The sequence below is a fragment of the Streptomyces sp. NPDC042371 genome (assembly GCF_056437465.1).
Map to the genome: position 1 here is coordinate 1,157,464 of NZ_JBWKAP010000001.1, position 13,580 is coordinate 1,171,043.

A 13,580-nucleotide genomic window follows, 5' to 3' on the forward strand; every position below is an offset into this window, starting at 1 on the left:
CTCTCCCGCAGCTGGGTGCGCTGGCCGCTCACAGCTGCGCCGCCAGCTTCCTCACCGCCTCGGGTGCTCGTACTCCCGTGACCATGTCCGACAGCGGCAGCACCGCGAAGCTCTTGTTCTTGACGGCGGGGACGTCCTGGAGGACCGGATCGTCGAGGAGGCGCTTCTTCTTCTGGGCGACGGTCGTGGCGCCGTAGTCGAGGATCAGGATGGTCTCGGGCCTGTTCTTCACGACGGACTCCCAGGACGCGTCGCTGAAGGACTTGTCCACGTCGGCGAAGACGTTGCGGCCGCCCGCCCGCTTGATGATGTCGTTGCCGATGCCGCGGCCGCCCGCCGTGAACGCGGTCTTGTCGCCGCTGTCGTAGACGAAGACGGAGCGGGACTTCTTGCCCTTCGACTTCTCTGCGGTGGCGGCGAGTTCGCGCTGAGCGCCGCTCACCCACTTGTCCGCGCGGGCCCGCACCCCGAAGGTGGAGCCGACCTCGCGGATCTCGCGGTAGACGTCGTCCATGGAGACGGGCCGCTTCGCGCAGCCCTCGACGTTGAGGCGGCTTTCGATGCCGGACTTGGCGAGCGCGGAGCGGCTGCGGCCGTCGCTCGCGAGGAAGGCGCTCGCGTATCCGCCGTACACGTAGTCGGGGTTGGCGGCGAGCAGCTTCTCGTAGGAGGGGTACTCCTTGGCGAGGACCGGGATGGAGTCGTACGCCTTCTCATACTGCGGCAGGACCTTGTCGTCGAGGTAGGCCGTGCCCGCGAGGTGGTCCTTGAGGCCGAGTTCCAGCATGACTTCGGTGGCGTGCTGGTTCATGGTGACGGCGCGCTTCGGGGGTGCGTCGTACGTCGTCTTCACACCGCAGTTGGTGACGGTGTACGGGAATCCGGCGGTCTTGGCCGCGGGCTTGGTGTCACCGCCCGCGTCGCCCGAGTCCGACGAGGAGCACGCGGCGAGCGGGACGAGCAGGGCCGCGGCGGCCAGGGCGCGTATGCCGGTGTGGCGGGACATGGCTGAACTGCCTCCTCCAGGGGATTTCCGCGTCCCCTGCGTTGCGTGGAGGAGGACGGCAGGTCAGTTCCTGACTCCCCCGCCCCGGCTTCGGAGTGGGGTCACAGTGGCGGGACCGTGCCGGTTTCGCACCGGCTTCCTGGCTCCTGCCGCCCTCTTGAGTAAAGCTCAGTATGCCTCGACGACCTTTACTTCTTCTTCGGTGACCTCGCCGTCCACGATCCGGTACGAGCGGAACTGGAAGGGGCCCGCGTCGTCGGTGTCCGCCGTGGAGACCAGGACGTAGTGCGCGCCGGGCTCGTTGGCGTAGGTGATGTCGGTGCGCGAGGGGTACGCCTCGGTGGCGGTGTGCGAGTGGTAGACGATCACCGGCTCCTCGTCGCGGTCGTCCATCTCGCGGTAGAGCTTGAGCAGGTCACCCGAGTCGAACTCGTAGAACGTGGGCGAGCGGGCGGCGTTCAGCATCGGGATGAACCGCTCGGGACGTCCGGTGCCCTCCGGGCCCGCGACCACGCCGCACGCCTCGTCGGGGTGGTCCTGGCGCGCGTGCGCGACGATCTGGTCGTGGAGGGCCTGGGTGATGGTCAGCATGGCAGCCAGGATAAGCAGAGGGGCCCGCGCGTACCGAAGTGTGGTACGCGCGGGCCCGAATGCTGGACGGTGGCCTTGGGGAGCCTCAGTCCTTGGAGAGGGAGTCTTCCGAGGAGACCCCGCCGGAGGCGCCGATCTTGCGCTTGTTGAAGGCCGCGGCCTCCGGGTTGCGGCTCTTGAGGATCAGGTAGGAGACCGTCAGGATCGCGGCCCAGACCGGAGCGGCGTACAGCGAGATCCGCGCGTCCTTGTCGATGCCCATCATCACGATGACCATGCCGATGAAGAGCAGGGCGAACCAGCTGGTGTACGGGGCGCCCGGGGCCCGGAAGGTGGACTGCGGCAGCTCACCGCGGTCGGCCTTGCGGCGGTAGCGGATCTGGCAGGCCAGGATCATGATCCAGGCCCACATGCCGGAGATGGTCGCGAAGGAGACGACGTAGTTGAACGCCTCGCCCGGCCACTGGTAGTTGATCCAGACGCCGACCAGCATGAACGCGGCGGAGGCCGTGGTGCCGATGAGCGGCAGGCCGTTCTTCGTGAGCTTGGTGAAGAACTTGGGGCCCTGGCCGTTCATCGCGAGGTCGCGCAGCATGCGGCCGGTGGAGTACATGCCGGAGTTGCAGGAGGAGAGCGCGGCGGTGAGGACCACGAAGTTCACGATCGCGGCGCCGACGCCGAGACCCATCTCCTCGAAGGCCGCGACGAACGGCGAGACACCGGGCTTGAAGGAGGTCCACGGGACGACCGACAGGATCATGATGAGCGCGCCGACGTAGAAGACGGCGATGCGCCACGGCACGGTGTTGATGGCCTTGGGCAGGACGGTCTTCGGGTCCTTGGACTCGCCCGCGGTGACGCCGACCAGCTCGACGGCGAGGAAGGCGAACATCACGATCTGCAGGGTCATCAGCGTGGAGCCGATGCCGTTGGGGAAGAAACCGCCCTGGTTCCACAGGTGGGCCACGGTGGCGGTGTCACCGGCGTCGGAGAAGCCGATGGTGAGGATGCCGACGCAGATCAGGATCATGCCGATGATGGCGGTGACCTTGACCATCGAGAACCAGAACTCCAGCTCGCCGAAGAGCTTCACGGAGATGAGGTTCGCGCCGTACAGGATGACGGTGAAGACCAGCGCGTAGGCCCATTGCGGGAATGAGTCGTGGGTCCAGTACTGCATGTACTGGGCGGCCGCGGTCACTTCGGTGATGCCGGTGACGACCCAGAAGAGCCAGTACGTCCAGCCGGTCACGAATCCGAAGAACGGGCCCATGAACTCGCGTGCGTACTCCGAGAAGGAGCCGGACACGGGCCGGTACATGAGGAGCTCGCCGAGCGCCCGCATGATGAAGAAGATGACGAGGCCCGCGATGGCGTACGCCAGGATGAGGCTCGGTCCGGCCTTGTGGATGGCCTTGCCCGCGCCGAGGAACAGGCCGGTGCCGATGGCACCGCCGATCGCGATCATCTGGATCTGCCGGGCTCCGAGCCCGCGCTGATATCCCTCGCCCTCGCCGGACGAGCCGTGCACGACCCCATTGCTGTCGTGCTCGTCGTGGTGCTCTTCGACCTGCACTGAGGTCATGGTGACGCCTTTCTCCATGCCGATCCGCGCCCGCACATCTGCGTTGTGGCTGCGGATCAGGTCCTGATCCCCCCGGATATGGATGGAGTGCTACCGGCGGTCTGCCGGCTGAAGCGCCCTCGGCGACATGGGTGGCGTCGCCGAGCGGTCGTGAAGATTTATCACGGTGGCAACAGTGAGGGAATGAGCCACTTGTGGTGCACACCACAAGGAGAAGCGGACAAAGTGCCCTTGACACCACAAAGCCGGGCAATGACGTGACGGGATCGTTATCCGGATTTGAGGCTCCGCTGAGCGAACCACCCGCGGAGCGAACGGAACCTGTCTACTACAACAAATTTCACTGCATTCTGCACGGATTCCTGCCCGGAATCAGTCCAGCAACGTCCCGACCAGCGTTTCCTGCAGTCCGCCGAGCCAGAGATAGGCCATCACCATCGGCTTGCGGGGGTCGGAGTCCGGCAGCCGGTAGAGCAGATCGGCGTCGTCTTCGTCGCTCACCTCGAGCCGTGTGCCGATCGCGAGGCGGAGGTCGTTGAGGGCGCCCAGCCAGTTCCGGGACTCCTCGACCGACAGTTTCAGGACAGCTCCGCCCTCGCCCGACGCCGCCATCGCGTCGAGCGAGCGGATCACGACCAGGGCGTCGTCACGCTTCTTGGCCCGCAGGTCATTCTCTGTGAACCGCCGGAATTCCGCCGAATACGCCCGCAGCTCGTCCTCGTCGCTCGCGCCGTTCTCGCTGCCCGGACCGCCGTACGCATCGGGCAGCAGACGCTGCATCACCGGATCGGCGGGCGGCTCGCTGGGGCCTTCGGCGAAGAGCTCCGCGAGCGGGTCGTCGGAGACCTCACCGCCCGGACCCGGCCCGATCAGCTCCAGGAGCTGCACGGCGAGGGAGCGGATGATCGAGATCTCGACCTCGTCGAGCGCGACGGCGGCACCGCCGCCGGGGATCGCTTCGAATTGTCCTGGCATCAGATGCGTCGCTACTTCCGGTCCGCTGCTTCCGGTCCGCTACTTGCGGTCCTGCTGAAGGGTGGCCCACAGCCCGTACCCGTGCATGGCCTGTACGTCGCGCTCCATCTCCTCGCGGCTGCCGCTGGAGACGACGGCGCGGCCCTTCTGGTGGACGTCCATCATCAGCTTCGTGGCCTTCTCCTTCGAGTACCCGAAGTACGTCTGGAACACATACGTCACGTAACTCATCAAATTGACCGGGTCGTTGTGCACCAGGGTGATCCAGGGGACGTCCGGCTCGGGGACGACGAGCGCCTCTTCGTCCGATTCCGGGCGTGTGATCTCTGCGGGAGCCGTACTCACCTGCCCCATGCTGCCACTCCGAGGGGGCCCTCGCACAAATGGCCTCTGGCGCGCCCCACGAAATCGTCAGAGTGACGAGATTGGGGGTAGCATCCCTCGTATGAACACAGCGGACCTTGGCCTGCCGGTGGATGTTCCGTCGACGGCGCTCTTCACGGACCAGTACGAGCTGACGATGCTGCAGGCCGCGCTGAAGGCGGGCACCGGCGACCGGCGCTCCGTCTTCGAGGTCTTCACCCGCAGACTCCCCGAGGGGCGGCGCTACGGAGTGGTGGCCGGAACGGGCCGGGTCCTGGACGCCGTGGAGAACTTCCGCTTCGACGCCGACGTCATCGGCTTCCTGCGCGAGCGCGAGATCGTCGACGAGCCGACCCTCGAATGGCTCTCCGGCTACCGCTTCAGCGGCGACATCTGGGGCTACCCCGAGGGCGAGGTCTACTTCCCCGGCTCGCCGATCCTGCGGGTCGAGGGGTCCTTCGCGGAGTGCGTGCTCCTGGAGACGGTGATCCTCTCCATCCTCAACCACGACTCGGCCATCGCGGCCGCCGCCTCCCGCATGTCCTCGGCCGCGGGTGGCCGCCCGCTGATCGAGATGGGCGCCCGCCGCACCCACGAGCTTGCGGCCGTCGCCGCGTCCCGCGCCGCGTACGTCGGGGGCTTCGCCACCACGTCCGACCTGGCCGCGGGCTTCCGCTACGACATCCCGACCGTCGGCACCAGCGCCCACGCCTTCACCCTGCTGCACGACAACGAACGCGACGCGTTCCGCGCCCAGGTCGCGTCCCTGGGCCCCGGCACCACGCTGCTCGTCGACACCTACGACGTGACCGAGGCGGTCCGCACCGCCGTCGAGGTCGCCGGGCCCGAGCTCGGCGCCGTCCGCATCGACTCCGGCGACCTGCTGCTCGTCGCCCACCGGGTGCGCCAGCAGCTGGACGAGCTCGGCGCGACGGAGACGAAGATCGTCGTCACCTCCGACCTCGACGAGTACGCCATCGCCTCGCTCGCGGCGGCGCCCGTGGACGCGTACGGCGTGGGCACCCAGCTCGTCACCGGCTCGGGGCACCCCACCTGCTCCATGGTCTACAAGCTGGTGGCCCGCGCGCACTCGGCGGACCCGAAGGCCGACCTGGAGCCGGTGGCGAAGAAGTCGCTCGGCGCCAAGTCCTCGCTGGGCGGCCGCAAGTGGGCCGCGCGCCGGACCGACGAGTACGGGGTGGCCGAGGCCGAGGTCGTCGGCACGGGCGCCGTCCCGGCCGGACTCGCCGACCGGCAGCTCCTGACCGAGCTGGTCAAGGGCGGTGAGGTGGTCGCCCGCGAGCCGCTGGACACGGTCCGCGACCGGCACGCCGCCGCGCGCGCGGGCCTCCCGCTCTCGGCGACCCAGCTGTCGCGGGGCGAAGCGGTCATTCCGACGGAATACGTCTGACATCGCGGGGAGGGGCGGCCCGGCCGCCCGTGGCCCCCTCCCACAACGTGGTTGAAGTCTCTACGCTCGGTTCCATCCGGCCGAGTCCCCCGCCGCCCCCACCACCCCCGCACTGCCGAGCACTGCCGAGCCGAAGGACACCCGCCATGCGCCGCGCCCTGATCGTCGTAGACGTGCAGAACGACTTCTGCGAAGGCGGCAGCCTCGCGGTCGCCGGTGGCGCGGACGTGGCCGCCGCGGTCACCGAGCTGATCGGCCAGGCCCCGGCGGGCTACCGCCACGTGGTGGCGACCCGCGACCACCACGTCGACCCCGGCGCCCACTTCTCCGACCACCCGGACTACGTCGACTCCTGGCCGCCGCACTGCGTGGCCGGTACGGAGGGCGTCGGCTTCCATCCGAACTTCGCGCCCGCGGTCGCCTCCGGTGCCATCGACGCGGTCTTCGACAAGGGGGCGTACTCGGCGGCGTACAGCGGCTTCGAGGGCGTCGACGAGAACGGGGTCTCGCTGGCCGAGTGGCTGCGGGAGCGGGAGATCACCGAGGTCGACGTGGTCGGCCTCGCGACGGACCACTGCGTCCGGGCCACGGCGGTGGACGCGGCGCGGGAGGGGTTCAAAGCGACCGTGCTCCTGGACCTGACGGCGGGGGTCACGGCGGCGACCACGGAAGCGGCGATGGCCGAGCTCCGCTCGGCCGGGGTCGAACTCACGGGCAAGCCCGTCGTCTGACCTGCGGCCCGGTGGGGGCTGGTCGCGCGGTTCCCCGCGCCCCCGGGGAGTCCACCTCGCCGCCCGACCGGGGTGCCGTCAGAACGGCACCCCGGCCGTGCCGCGGCTCTGTCGCCGCAGCGCCCGGATCGGGTGCCACAGCTCCGCCGCGTCGTCCGGCGCCGTGCGCCATATGAGGCCGTCCGGATGGTGCAGGACCGCCGTCACCTCGTCCGGAGTCGGTGGTTCCGCGTTGCCGCGGAGGTAGACGGCCCGCAGGCCCAGATTGCGGAGCCGGGTCAGGGCCCTCGCGCGGTTCACGGCGTGCACGATCATCCGGACCGTGCCGCCGGACGGCGACGGGTTCGGCAGGGTCAGCGCCACCACCACGCTGCCGTTCGGCAGCTTGCAGAAACCTCCTGCGGACATGCTTGGTCACACCCCCGTGAGACATCGCACGAGACCCCGGTCCGGGTCCCGCGTCAATAAGAAATCCACAGGACGCACCTAAACACGATCGGCCGCCGCCCGCTAGAGGGCGACGGCCGATCATGGTTTGACCTGCGTAAACGCTAACTACTTCGTCGAGCGACCCACCTGGACCGTGATCGTCGAGCCGTCCTTGGGCTGCTTGATGATCTTGATCTGAGTGTTGGTGTCAGTGACCTTGACACTTCCCGTGGGGTTCTCGCTGTACCAGTAGGTGCCCTTGCGGTCGTCGAAGACCGAGACGCCCTTCTGGGACTTGATCTTCAGCGCGACGTCCCCGTTGTGGAGCGTCACCTTGTCCGTCGCGTACTTGCTGAAGGGCGCGTCGAACGGCTGGATCTTGTTGCGCAGAACCGTGCCGTCCTTCCACTTCAGCGGCTTCGCGTGCGCGTCGACCGGAAGGATCAGACCCTTGCCGGGGTGCTGGCTGGTGTTGTTGTCCTTCTGCGAGGTGTCCCACTGCCAGACCATCAGGCCGGTCTGGTACGGGTAGTGCTCCACCCAGTCGGGACGGATCTTCGAACCGAAGTTGTACGGGCCGACCTCAAGGGTCTTGTCGTACGAGACGTACTGACGGTTCTCGGCGAGGTAGTACTGGTCGTACTTCTTGGTGAAGGACTCGCCGATGCGCGAAAAGCCCTTCGACGCCCAGCCGTTGTCGTCGCCCTCGGCGCCGTCCTCGAACAGCTTGGCGCCGTCCGCGGTGACCGAAAGCGCGTCGGCCGCGAAGCCCTTGCCGCCCGCGCCGCCGTCCGTGGAGTAGCGGAAGCGGACGTCGATCTTCTTGCCCGCGTAGGCGTCGAGCGGGAAGGCCAGCTTCTTGTACGCGCCGGAGACACCGGTCAACGCGGGCTTGTCGCCCGCGTCACGGGTGATCGGCTTGCCGTCCGCGGTGCCGTCGATCGGCGTCCAGTTGGCGCCGCCGTCCGTGGAGACCTCGGTGTAGAGGTAGTCGTAGTTGGCCTCGATGTCCCACCAACCCTGCAGCGAGAGCTCGGCCTTGGACTTGCCGGTGAGGTCGACGGAGCGCGACAGCGTGTTCTTGAGGTCGTCGCCCTGGTCGCTCCACCACTGCTTGGAGCCCTCGGCGGGCTTCACGACATTGGTGGTGACGGACTTCTTCGGCAGGTCGACGACGAGCGCCTGGCGGTGCCGGGTGTTGTACTCGGAGACGCCCAGCTTGTGCTCGGACGTCGTCGCGGCCTTCGCCTTGGCGTAGTCGAGCCAGCCCAGCTGGAACTTGTCCCAGGCGGTCATGTCGCCCGGCATGTCACCGATGGCGTCCTTGCCGGTGCCGAGCCAGGAACCGGCCGACATCAGCGACCAGAAGCCGACCGAGTTGTCACCCTTGCCCGAAGTGTCGTACAGGTCGGGCAGACCCAGGTCGTGGCCGTACTCGTGGGCGAAGACGCCGAGGCCGCCGTTCTCCGGCTGCATCGTGTAGTCACCGACCCAGATGCCCGAGTCGCCGATCTGGGTGCCACCGGCCTTGTTGTTCGACGGGCCGGTGTTGCCCGCGTCGTTGCCGTAGGCGTACCAGCGGTGCGCCCACAGGGCGTTGGTGCCCTCGGCGCCGCCACCGGCCGACTCGTCCTCGCCCGCGTGGACGATCTGGAAGTGGTCGATGTAGCCGTCCGGCTCGTTGAAGTTGCCGTCGCCGTCGAAGTCGTAGCGGTCCCAGAGGTCGTACTTGGCCAGGTCCGCCTTGACCTGCGCGTCCGTACGGCCCTTCGCCTTCTGGTCCTTGGCCCAGGCGGTCACGCCGTCCTTGACCGCGTCCCAGACGTTCGGGCAGTTGGTGTCGCCGCAGTAGTTCGAGCCGTAGCGGGCCTCGTTGTAGTCGACCTTGACCCAGTCGGCGACTTCCCCGTCGACCGAGTACCGGCCGGAGGAGGTCTTCTCGTAGTAGGTCTTCAGCGAGTGCTTCGCCTTGCCCTTCGAGTCCTTCCCCTTGCCGAAGTACAGGTCCTGGAAGTGCTTCTGGTTGTAGTCCTTCTGCCAGGCCGTGCTGTTGTCCTTCGCACGGTCCGGCTTGGCTATCTTGTTGTGCAGCGGTCCCGGCTTGCCGCCGTACTTCTTGACCGGCTGCTCCGGTCCTTCGGCGCCATCGGGGTCGTACATGGTCGTGTCGTCGACCTTGTCCCCGAACTCCACCAGGATCGTGAAGATCTTGTCGGTCTTCTCCCGGCCCAGCTCGACGTACTTCTTGTCGTCGAGCTTGACGACCTGCGAGCCGCCCTTCTTCTGGACCTTGGCGTCGCCCGCGACGACCTGCTGCAGGGCGGCCTTGCGCTGCTGTGCCTGCTGCTTGCTGAACGGCCCCTCGAGGTCGTGGTCGACCTGCGCCTTGGGGCGCGACGGGTCCTGCCGGTCGATGGCCGGTGCCCCGCCCGAGGCACCGTCCTCCGCCGAAGCCGTCGCCACTGAGAACGTCGCGGCGGCCGCGGCTACCGCCACGGCCACCGCGGTGGCTCTGAACGTCCGTGTTCTGACTGTCACTTGATGAATTCCTCCCCCGCGCCCGCGCGAAAATGGCGGACCGTAATTCCCGGTCGGAGGAGGTCCGCGCGCGATGTACGCGTCACAAGTGACGACATTCGACCGGAAGTACGGGAGAAAAGACAGTCCTTGACTTGAACAGGCCAAGTGCACTATGCAGACGCGCGGCACCGCTATCCGGACACGGAGCACTGCCCCACGCCGAAGGTCAACAGGCGCGCCCTTCTGTCCACTTAGTGGACGTCATGAACCCGTGCGCCCCCTGTGCTCCGGCACCGTGGGTTAGGTCACGCTTACCGCCCGTTCCCGTCGGGCATGCAGCGGAATAGAGTCCCAATCGACGGTGCGCTACCGCGCGAGACGGCACATCCCAAGTCGTCGCCGTCGGGGACCCTTTGATTCGTATACAGCCGTTCATATATCCGCATCCGCCCCCATTGGCCAAAAGCCATGGGGGGATCCCTGCCGAGGACGGATCACGTCATGCCGCGAACCATGCCACGTCCGACCACCGCACAGATCACCTACGGTTCCGTGACCGTCGTCTTCTCGACCCTCGCGATGCTCCTGCTCTCCCAGACCTCCTCGGGAGTCGGCATCGCGGTGATAGCCCTGGCCGCACTGGGCCTCGGTTTGCTGGTCGCCGTGACGGTCCCGCTGCCCAAACAGCCCAAAGCGCCCGCCGCGCGCTCCGTTCCGGTGGCCTCCTCCGCCGAAGGGCGCGTCCCGGAGCAGCGCGACGCCGTGCGAGCCGACCCCGTGCTCGCCGACTCCGTGCGGGAACCTACGCGCTGACCACCACCGTCTTGGCGGCCTTGTCGTGCAGGCCCTGCTTGTAGGGCTTGTCGAAGAAGCTCCAGCCACCACAGATCGCCGTCCAGATGCAGGCGCAGCAGAACGCGAACGGCAGCCAGAGGACGGCCGCCCGGGCGAGAGCGGTCTGCAGCGTCGGCGTGGCCCCGTCGTTGAGGTTGGCGACCCGCATCCCCAGCCACTTCTTGCCGAGCGTCTGACCGCTCTTGGAGATCATGAAGCTGTCGTACGCGATGTAGAGCACGGCGGCCAGCAGCGACTGGCCGAACGACTTGCCCGTGTTCACGTTGTCCGGGTCGATGTCGTACTCCGCTGTGCCGAACAGCCACGACAGCAGACCGACGATGATGCCCACCAGAATCATGTCGATGATGCGGGCGAGCACGCGCTTGCCTCCGTCGGCCAGCGGAGGCATCCCGGCCAGCGGGTCCTGTCCGCCGTGGCCACCGGGTCCCCCACCGTACGGATCGCCGCCGTAGGGCGGCGGCGGGGCGCCGTAGGGGGAGCCGCCGCCGTCTCCCGGGGGCGGAGGGCCTGAACCGGGCGGCGGGGCCCCGTAGGGCGAGCCACCGCCCTGGGGCGGGGTGTCGTACGGGGAGCCGCCGCCCTGTGGGGGCTGCTGCGGCGGCTGCTTCTTGAACGGGTCGTCGTCCGGCGGCGGATATTGCGGCGGTTCGGTGCTCATGGCCCGAGTCGACCGCTTCGGCCCCCGCTCCGCATCCGGCGAGCGGCCGACCGGGTTATGACACAGGCTCTGACCCGGCCGCCGCCAGGCTCACCCCGCGACGAAGGTCTTCGCGGCCTTGTCGTGCCAGCACTGGCGCCACGGCCGGTCGAAGACGCACCACAGCACGCCGACGACGCCGATCACCAGCACGCCCGGAATGCTGTACACCAGCCAGCGCTTCAGCGCCGCCCCGAACGTCGGCGCCTCGTGCTCCTCCATGTCCCGCACCTCGATGCCGCACACCTTCTTGCCGAGGGTGCGGCCCCACTTGGCGGTCGGCAGCGCTTCGTAGACGACGCCGAAGAGCAGCAGGACGGCGAGGATCAGGCCGAGGTAGCCCGCGGTGGTGCCGTCCAGGAGCCAGACCGTGGTCTTCTCGCCGGAGAGCTTCGCCGCGTCGATCTTGCTGTCGACGTGGTCGGCGGCCTTGGTGCCGAGCGGCAGCGCGGCGGCGCCGGTGACGGCGACGAGGACGACGGTGTCGATGAGGCGTGCGGCCAGGCGCCTGCCGAGTCCGGCGGGCCGGGCCGCGGCCTGGGTCTGCGCGAGCGCGAGGAACGGGTCCTCGGCGACCGGCTTCCACGGCACGACGGGCTGTCCCTCGCCCTGCTGCCCGGGGGCCCCGTCGGCCCCGGGCACCGGGGACTGGGCGAGCTGGTGCACCTGCTGGGCCCAGGAGGGCGAGCCGCCGCCGGGCCCTGAGGTGACGGGCGAGGGGACACCGCCTGCACCGCCCTGCTGCGGCACGGCGGGCTGGGGCTGTTGGGCCTGCGGCTGCGGGGCCTGGGGTGGTGTGGCCGCCTGGGCCGGCACTCCCCCCTGCTGCGGTACGGAGGACGGGCGGCCCGTGGCGGTCCTGCCGCCCTGCTGCGCGGACTTGGGGCGGATCGCGCGGATCGACATGGTGCCGTCGGTACCGGCCGACGCGGCGGGCGTGGCCTGCCCGCCGGGCCTCTCGGCCGCGGGCCGCACCGGCCCGGTCGGCCGACGGAACGTCACCGTGCCCTCGCCCGCCGTCGGTTTGGCGGCGCCGGGCTTGACGGCGCGGATGGTGACGGTGCCGGGGTTGCTCTCGTCCTGCGGCGGCTCGGGCGCTTCCGGGGCCTTGGGGGCTTCGGGCGCCCTCTCGGGCGTCGCGTCGCTCGGCACCCGCGGGTCGGCCTGGCCCGGAGCGCCGCCCCAGGACACCCGGCGCTCCTGCTCGCCGCCGAGGCCGGACTGCCGCCCCGCGTCGGCGTGCCAGGCGGAGGCGGGCTCGGGCCTCGAACCGTGCTGGTTGGCCTCGGGGGGCGCGGACTCGGGGTGTACGGACTCGGGGTGCGCCGCCTCGAACCGGCCCGTCTCCGGGTCCCCCTGCTCGGACTGGCCCGCGTGCGGCGTCTCGTCGAAGAAGACGGGGCCCGTCTCCTCCGCGGGCGCGGCGTCCGCGGGGGCGCCGCCGGTGCCCGCGCCGGGCGGGGGCGGCAGCGGCTCGCCGTCGGACGGCGCGGGACGGCTCGTACCGGGCACCCAGGCAGCACCGTTCCAGTACCGGACATATCCGGGAATGGACGGGTCGGGGTAGTAGCCTTCGCGCGGCCGATCGTCGCCTGGGGCCGGAGTTGGGGCGCTCATGTCCGTCGTCCCGTATCTGCTCGGGGGTCTTCTGGGGGCTCCACATTTATCAGACCTCCGTGTCCCATCGGGTGGGTCCCGCCCTACGGACCACTTTCCGGGCACGCTCCCCACACATCCCCCGCGTCCCCGACGCCCCCTTCCTGCCCCCTCCGCGAAGTCGTCCGAAGAAAATTTCCGGAACCCGCGTAATGCCGCGTGGATCTCGCGCTCTCCACTCGTACGGGTCCGCTCCCAGGGCCCGCGAAGAGCTACAAGGAGAAGGAAGGGCATCGATATGCACTCCGTGGTGGAACGCGAGCTGGAGCTCAAACTGGTCCTCTCACCGGAACGGGCCATCCCCGTCCCGGCCCGCCTCACCTACCGCACCGCCGACCCCTATGCCGTCCACATCGCCTTCCACATCGGCTCCGAGCACCCGGTGAACTGGACGTTCGCCAGGGAGCTCCTGGTGGAGGGGGTGTTCAGGCCGTGCGGCCACGGGGACGTGCGGGTCTGGCCGACGAAGGTGGAGGGGCGCAGCGTCGTCCTGATGGCGCTCAGCTCGCCGGACGGCGACGCGCTCCTTGAGGCGCCGGCCGCCGCCGTGTCGGCCTGGCTGGAGCGGACGCTGCGGGTGGTCCCTCCGGGTTCTGAGGCCGAGCAGCTCGGCATCGACGACGGCCTCGCCGAGCTGCTCGCGCCCGCCTCCGGCCGTAGCCGTGCGGACGAGCTGTGGCTGAGCGACCCGTGGCCCTCGGACGAGTCCAAGGACGGTGAGTGAGCTCCGCCGCCACGGGGGCGATCGCGGAGCCGAA

The 13,580-nt window shown here is 69.2% G+C and carries 13 protein-coding genes and 1 riboswitch; of the genes, 4 read left to right on the forward strand and 9 right to left on the reverse strand.

The features are described from left to right. Positions 1-28 precede the first annotated feature (28 nt). The 5 genes from AC068B_RS05120 to clpS all read right to left on the reverse strand — a co-directional run bounded on the left by AC068B_RS05120 (position 29) and on the right by clpS (position 4,511). A complete protein-coding gene (locus AC068B_RS05120; RefSeq protein ID WP_478669052.1) occupies positions 29-1,006 on the reverse strand; it encodes an ABC transporter substrate-binding protein in 978 nt (325 codons plus the stop codon). 44 nt (positions 1,007-1,050) lie between these two features. Continuing rightward, positions 1,051-1,171, reverse strand: a riboswitch (cobalamin riboswitch). Positions 1,172-1,174: 3 nt separating this feature from the next. Then, positions 1,175-1,597, reverse strand: a complete 423-nt coding sequence (locus AC068B_RS05125; protein WP_150218328.1) for a M67 family metallopeptidase — start codon at positions 1,595-1,597, stop codon at positions 1,175-1,177. Positions 1,598-1,682: 85 nt separating this feature from the next. Further along, positions 1,683-3,182 carry an amino acid permease gene (locus tag AC068B_RS05130; protein WP_478669054.1) on the reverse strand — a complete coding sequence of 500 codons (1,500 nt, stop codon included), beginning with the start codon at positions 3,180-3,182 and terminating at the stop codon, positions 1,683-1,685. Positions 3,183-3,554: 372 nt separating this feature from the next. Beyond that, on the reverse strand, positions 3,555-4,157 hold the full coding sequence (locus AC068B_RS05135; RefSeq protein WP_478669055.1) for a DUF2017 domain-containing protein: 603 nt from the start codon (positions 4,155-4,157) through the stop codon (positions 3,555-3,557). Positions 4,158-4,196: 39 nt separating this feature from the next. Beyond that, positions 4,197-4,511 carry an ATP-dependent Clp protease adapter ClpS gene (gene clpS / locus AC068B_RS05140; protein ID WP_055567822.1) on the reverse strand — a complete coding sequence of 105 codons (315 nt, stop codon included), beginning with the start codon at positions 4,509-4,511 and terminating at the stop codon, positions 4,197-4,199. A gap of 91 nt (positions 4,512-4,602) precedes the next feature. On the opposite strand from clpS, the gene AC068B_RS05145 reads away from it, so the two are divergent. Then, positions 4,603-5,931, forward strand: a complete 1,329-nt coding sequence (locus AC068B_RS05145; protein ID WP_468562899.1) for a nicotinate phosphoribosyltransferase — start codon at positions 4,603-4,605, stop codon at positions 5,929-5,931. A 146-nt stretch (positions 5,932-6,077) separates the two neighbouring features. After that, on the forward strand, positions 6,078-6,662 hold the full coding sequence (locus AC068B_RS05150; protein WP_478669057.1) for an isochorismatase family protein: 585 nt from the start codon (positions 6,078-6,080) through the stop codon (positions 6,660-6,662). Positions 6,663-6,740: 78 nt separating this feature from the next. Here AC068B_RS05150 and AC068B_RS05155 read toward each other — a convergent pair whose 3' ends face one another. Together AC068B_RS05155 and AC068B_RS05160 are read right to left on the reverse strand one after the other, a co-directional pair. Next, on the reverse strand, positions 6,741-7,070 hold the full coding sequence (locus AC068B_RS05155) for a hypothetical protein (protein WP_478669058.1): 330 nt from the start codon (positions 7,068-7,070) through the stop codon (positions 6,741-6,743). 147 nt (positions 7,071-7,217) lie between these two features. After that, a complete protein-coding gene (locus AC068B_RS05160) occupies positions 7,218-9,629 on the reverse strand; it encodes an immune inhibitor A domain-containing protein (RefSeq protein ID WP_478669060.1) in 2,412 nt (803 codons plus the stop codon). A gap of 495 nt (positions 9,630-10,124) precedes the next feature. Here AC068B_RS05160 and AC068B_RS05165 point away from each other — a divergent pair, with 495 nt between their 5' ends. Then, entirely contained in the window at positions 10,125-10,424 is a 300-nt protein-coding gene (locus AC068B_RS05165) for a hypothetical protein (protein WP_478669061.1), read from the forward strand. On the opposite strand, the gene AC068B_RS05170 is transcribed toward AC068B_RS05165, so the two are convergent. Both AC068B_RS05170 and AC068B_RS05175 read right to left on the reverse strand, forming a co-directional pair. Then, a complete protein-coding gene (locus AC068B_RS05170; protein WP_478669062.1) occupies positions 10,414-11,127 on the reverse strand; it encodes an RDD family protein in 714 nt (237 codons plus the stop codon). The genes AC068B_RS05165 and AC068B_RS05170 overlap by 11 nt on opposite strands. A gap of 90 nt (positions 11,128-11,217) precedes the next feature. Continuing rightward, on the reverse strand, positions 11,218-12,783 hold the full coding sequence (locus AC068B_RS05175) for an RDD family protein (protein ID WP_478669064.1): 1,566 nt from the start codon (positions 12,781-12,783) through the stop codon (positions 11,218-11,220). A gap of 277 nt (positions 12,784-13,060) precedes the next feature. Here AC068B_RS05175 and AC068B_RS05180 point away from each other — a divergent pair, with 277 nt between their 5' ends. Then, entirely contained in the window at positions 13,061-13,546 is a 486-nt protein-coding gene (locus AC068B_RS05180) for an SsgA family sporulation/cell division regulator (RefSeq protein WP_468562913.1), read from the forward strand. Positions 13,547-13,580 lie beyond the last annotated feature (34 nt).

What these genes read in the sequence shown, in the direction of transcription:
- AC068B_RS05120 (WP_478669052.1), bottom strand. Translation starts at nt 1,006, where the DNA reads ATGTCCCGCCACACCGGCATACGCGCCCTGGCCGCCGCGGCCCTGCTC.
- AC068B_RS05125 (WP_150218328.1), bottom strand. Translation starts at nt 1,597, where the DNA reads ATGCTGACCATCACCCAGGCCCTCCACGACCAGATCGTCGCGCACGCG.
- AC068B_RS05130 (WP_478669054.1), bottom strand. Translation starts at nt 3,182, where the DNA reads ATGACCTCAGTGCAGGTCGAAGAGCACCACGACGAGCACGACAGCAAT.
- AC068B_RS05135 (WP_478669055.1), bottom strand. Translation starts at nt 4,157, where the DNA reads ATGCCAGGACAATTCGAAGCGATCCCCGGCGGCGGTGCCGCCGTCGCG.
- clpS (WP_055567822.1), bottom strand. Translation starts at nt 4,511, where the DNA reads ATGGGGCAGGTGAGTACGGCTCCCGCAGAGATCACACGCCCGGAATCG.
- AC068B_RS05145 (WP_468562899.1), top strand. Translation starts at nt 4,603, where the DNA reads ATGAACACAGCGGACCTTGGCCTGCCGGTGGATGTTCCGTCGACGGCG.
- AC068B_RS05150 (WP_478669057.1), top strand. Translation starts at nt 6,078, where the DNA reads ATGCGCCGCGCCCTGATCGTCGTAGACGTGCAGAACGACTTCTGCGAA.
- AC068B_RS05155 (WP_478669058.1), bottom strand. Translation starts at nt 7,070, where the DNA reads ATGTCCGCAGGAGGTTTCTGCAAGCTGCCGAACGGCAGCGTGGTGGTG.
- AC068B_RS05165 (WP_478669061.1), top strand. Translation starts at nt 10,125, where the DNA reads ATGCCACGTCCGACCACCGCACAGATCACCTACGGTTCCGTGACCGTC.
- AC068B_RS05170 (WP_478669062.1), bottom strand. Translation starts at nt 11,127, where the DNA reads ATGAGCACCGAACCGCCGCAATATCCGCCGCCGGACGACGACCCGTTC.
- AC068B_RS05175 (WP_478669064.1), bottom strand. Translation starts at nt 12,783, where the DNA reads ATGAGCGCCCCAACTCCGGCCCCAGGCGACGATCGGCCGCGCGAAGGC.
- AC068B_RS05180 (WP_468562913.1), top strand. Translation starts at nt 13,061, where the DNA reads ATGCACTCCGTGGTGGAACGCGAGCTGGAGCTCAAACTGGTCCTCTCA.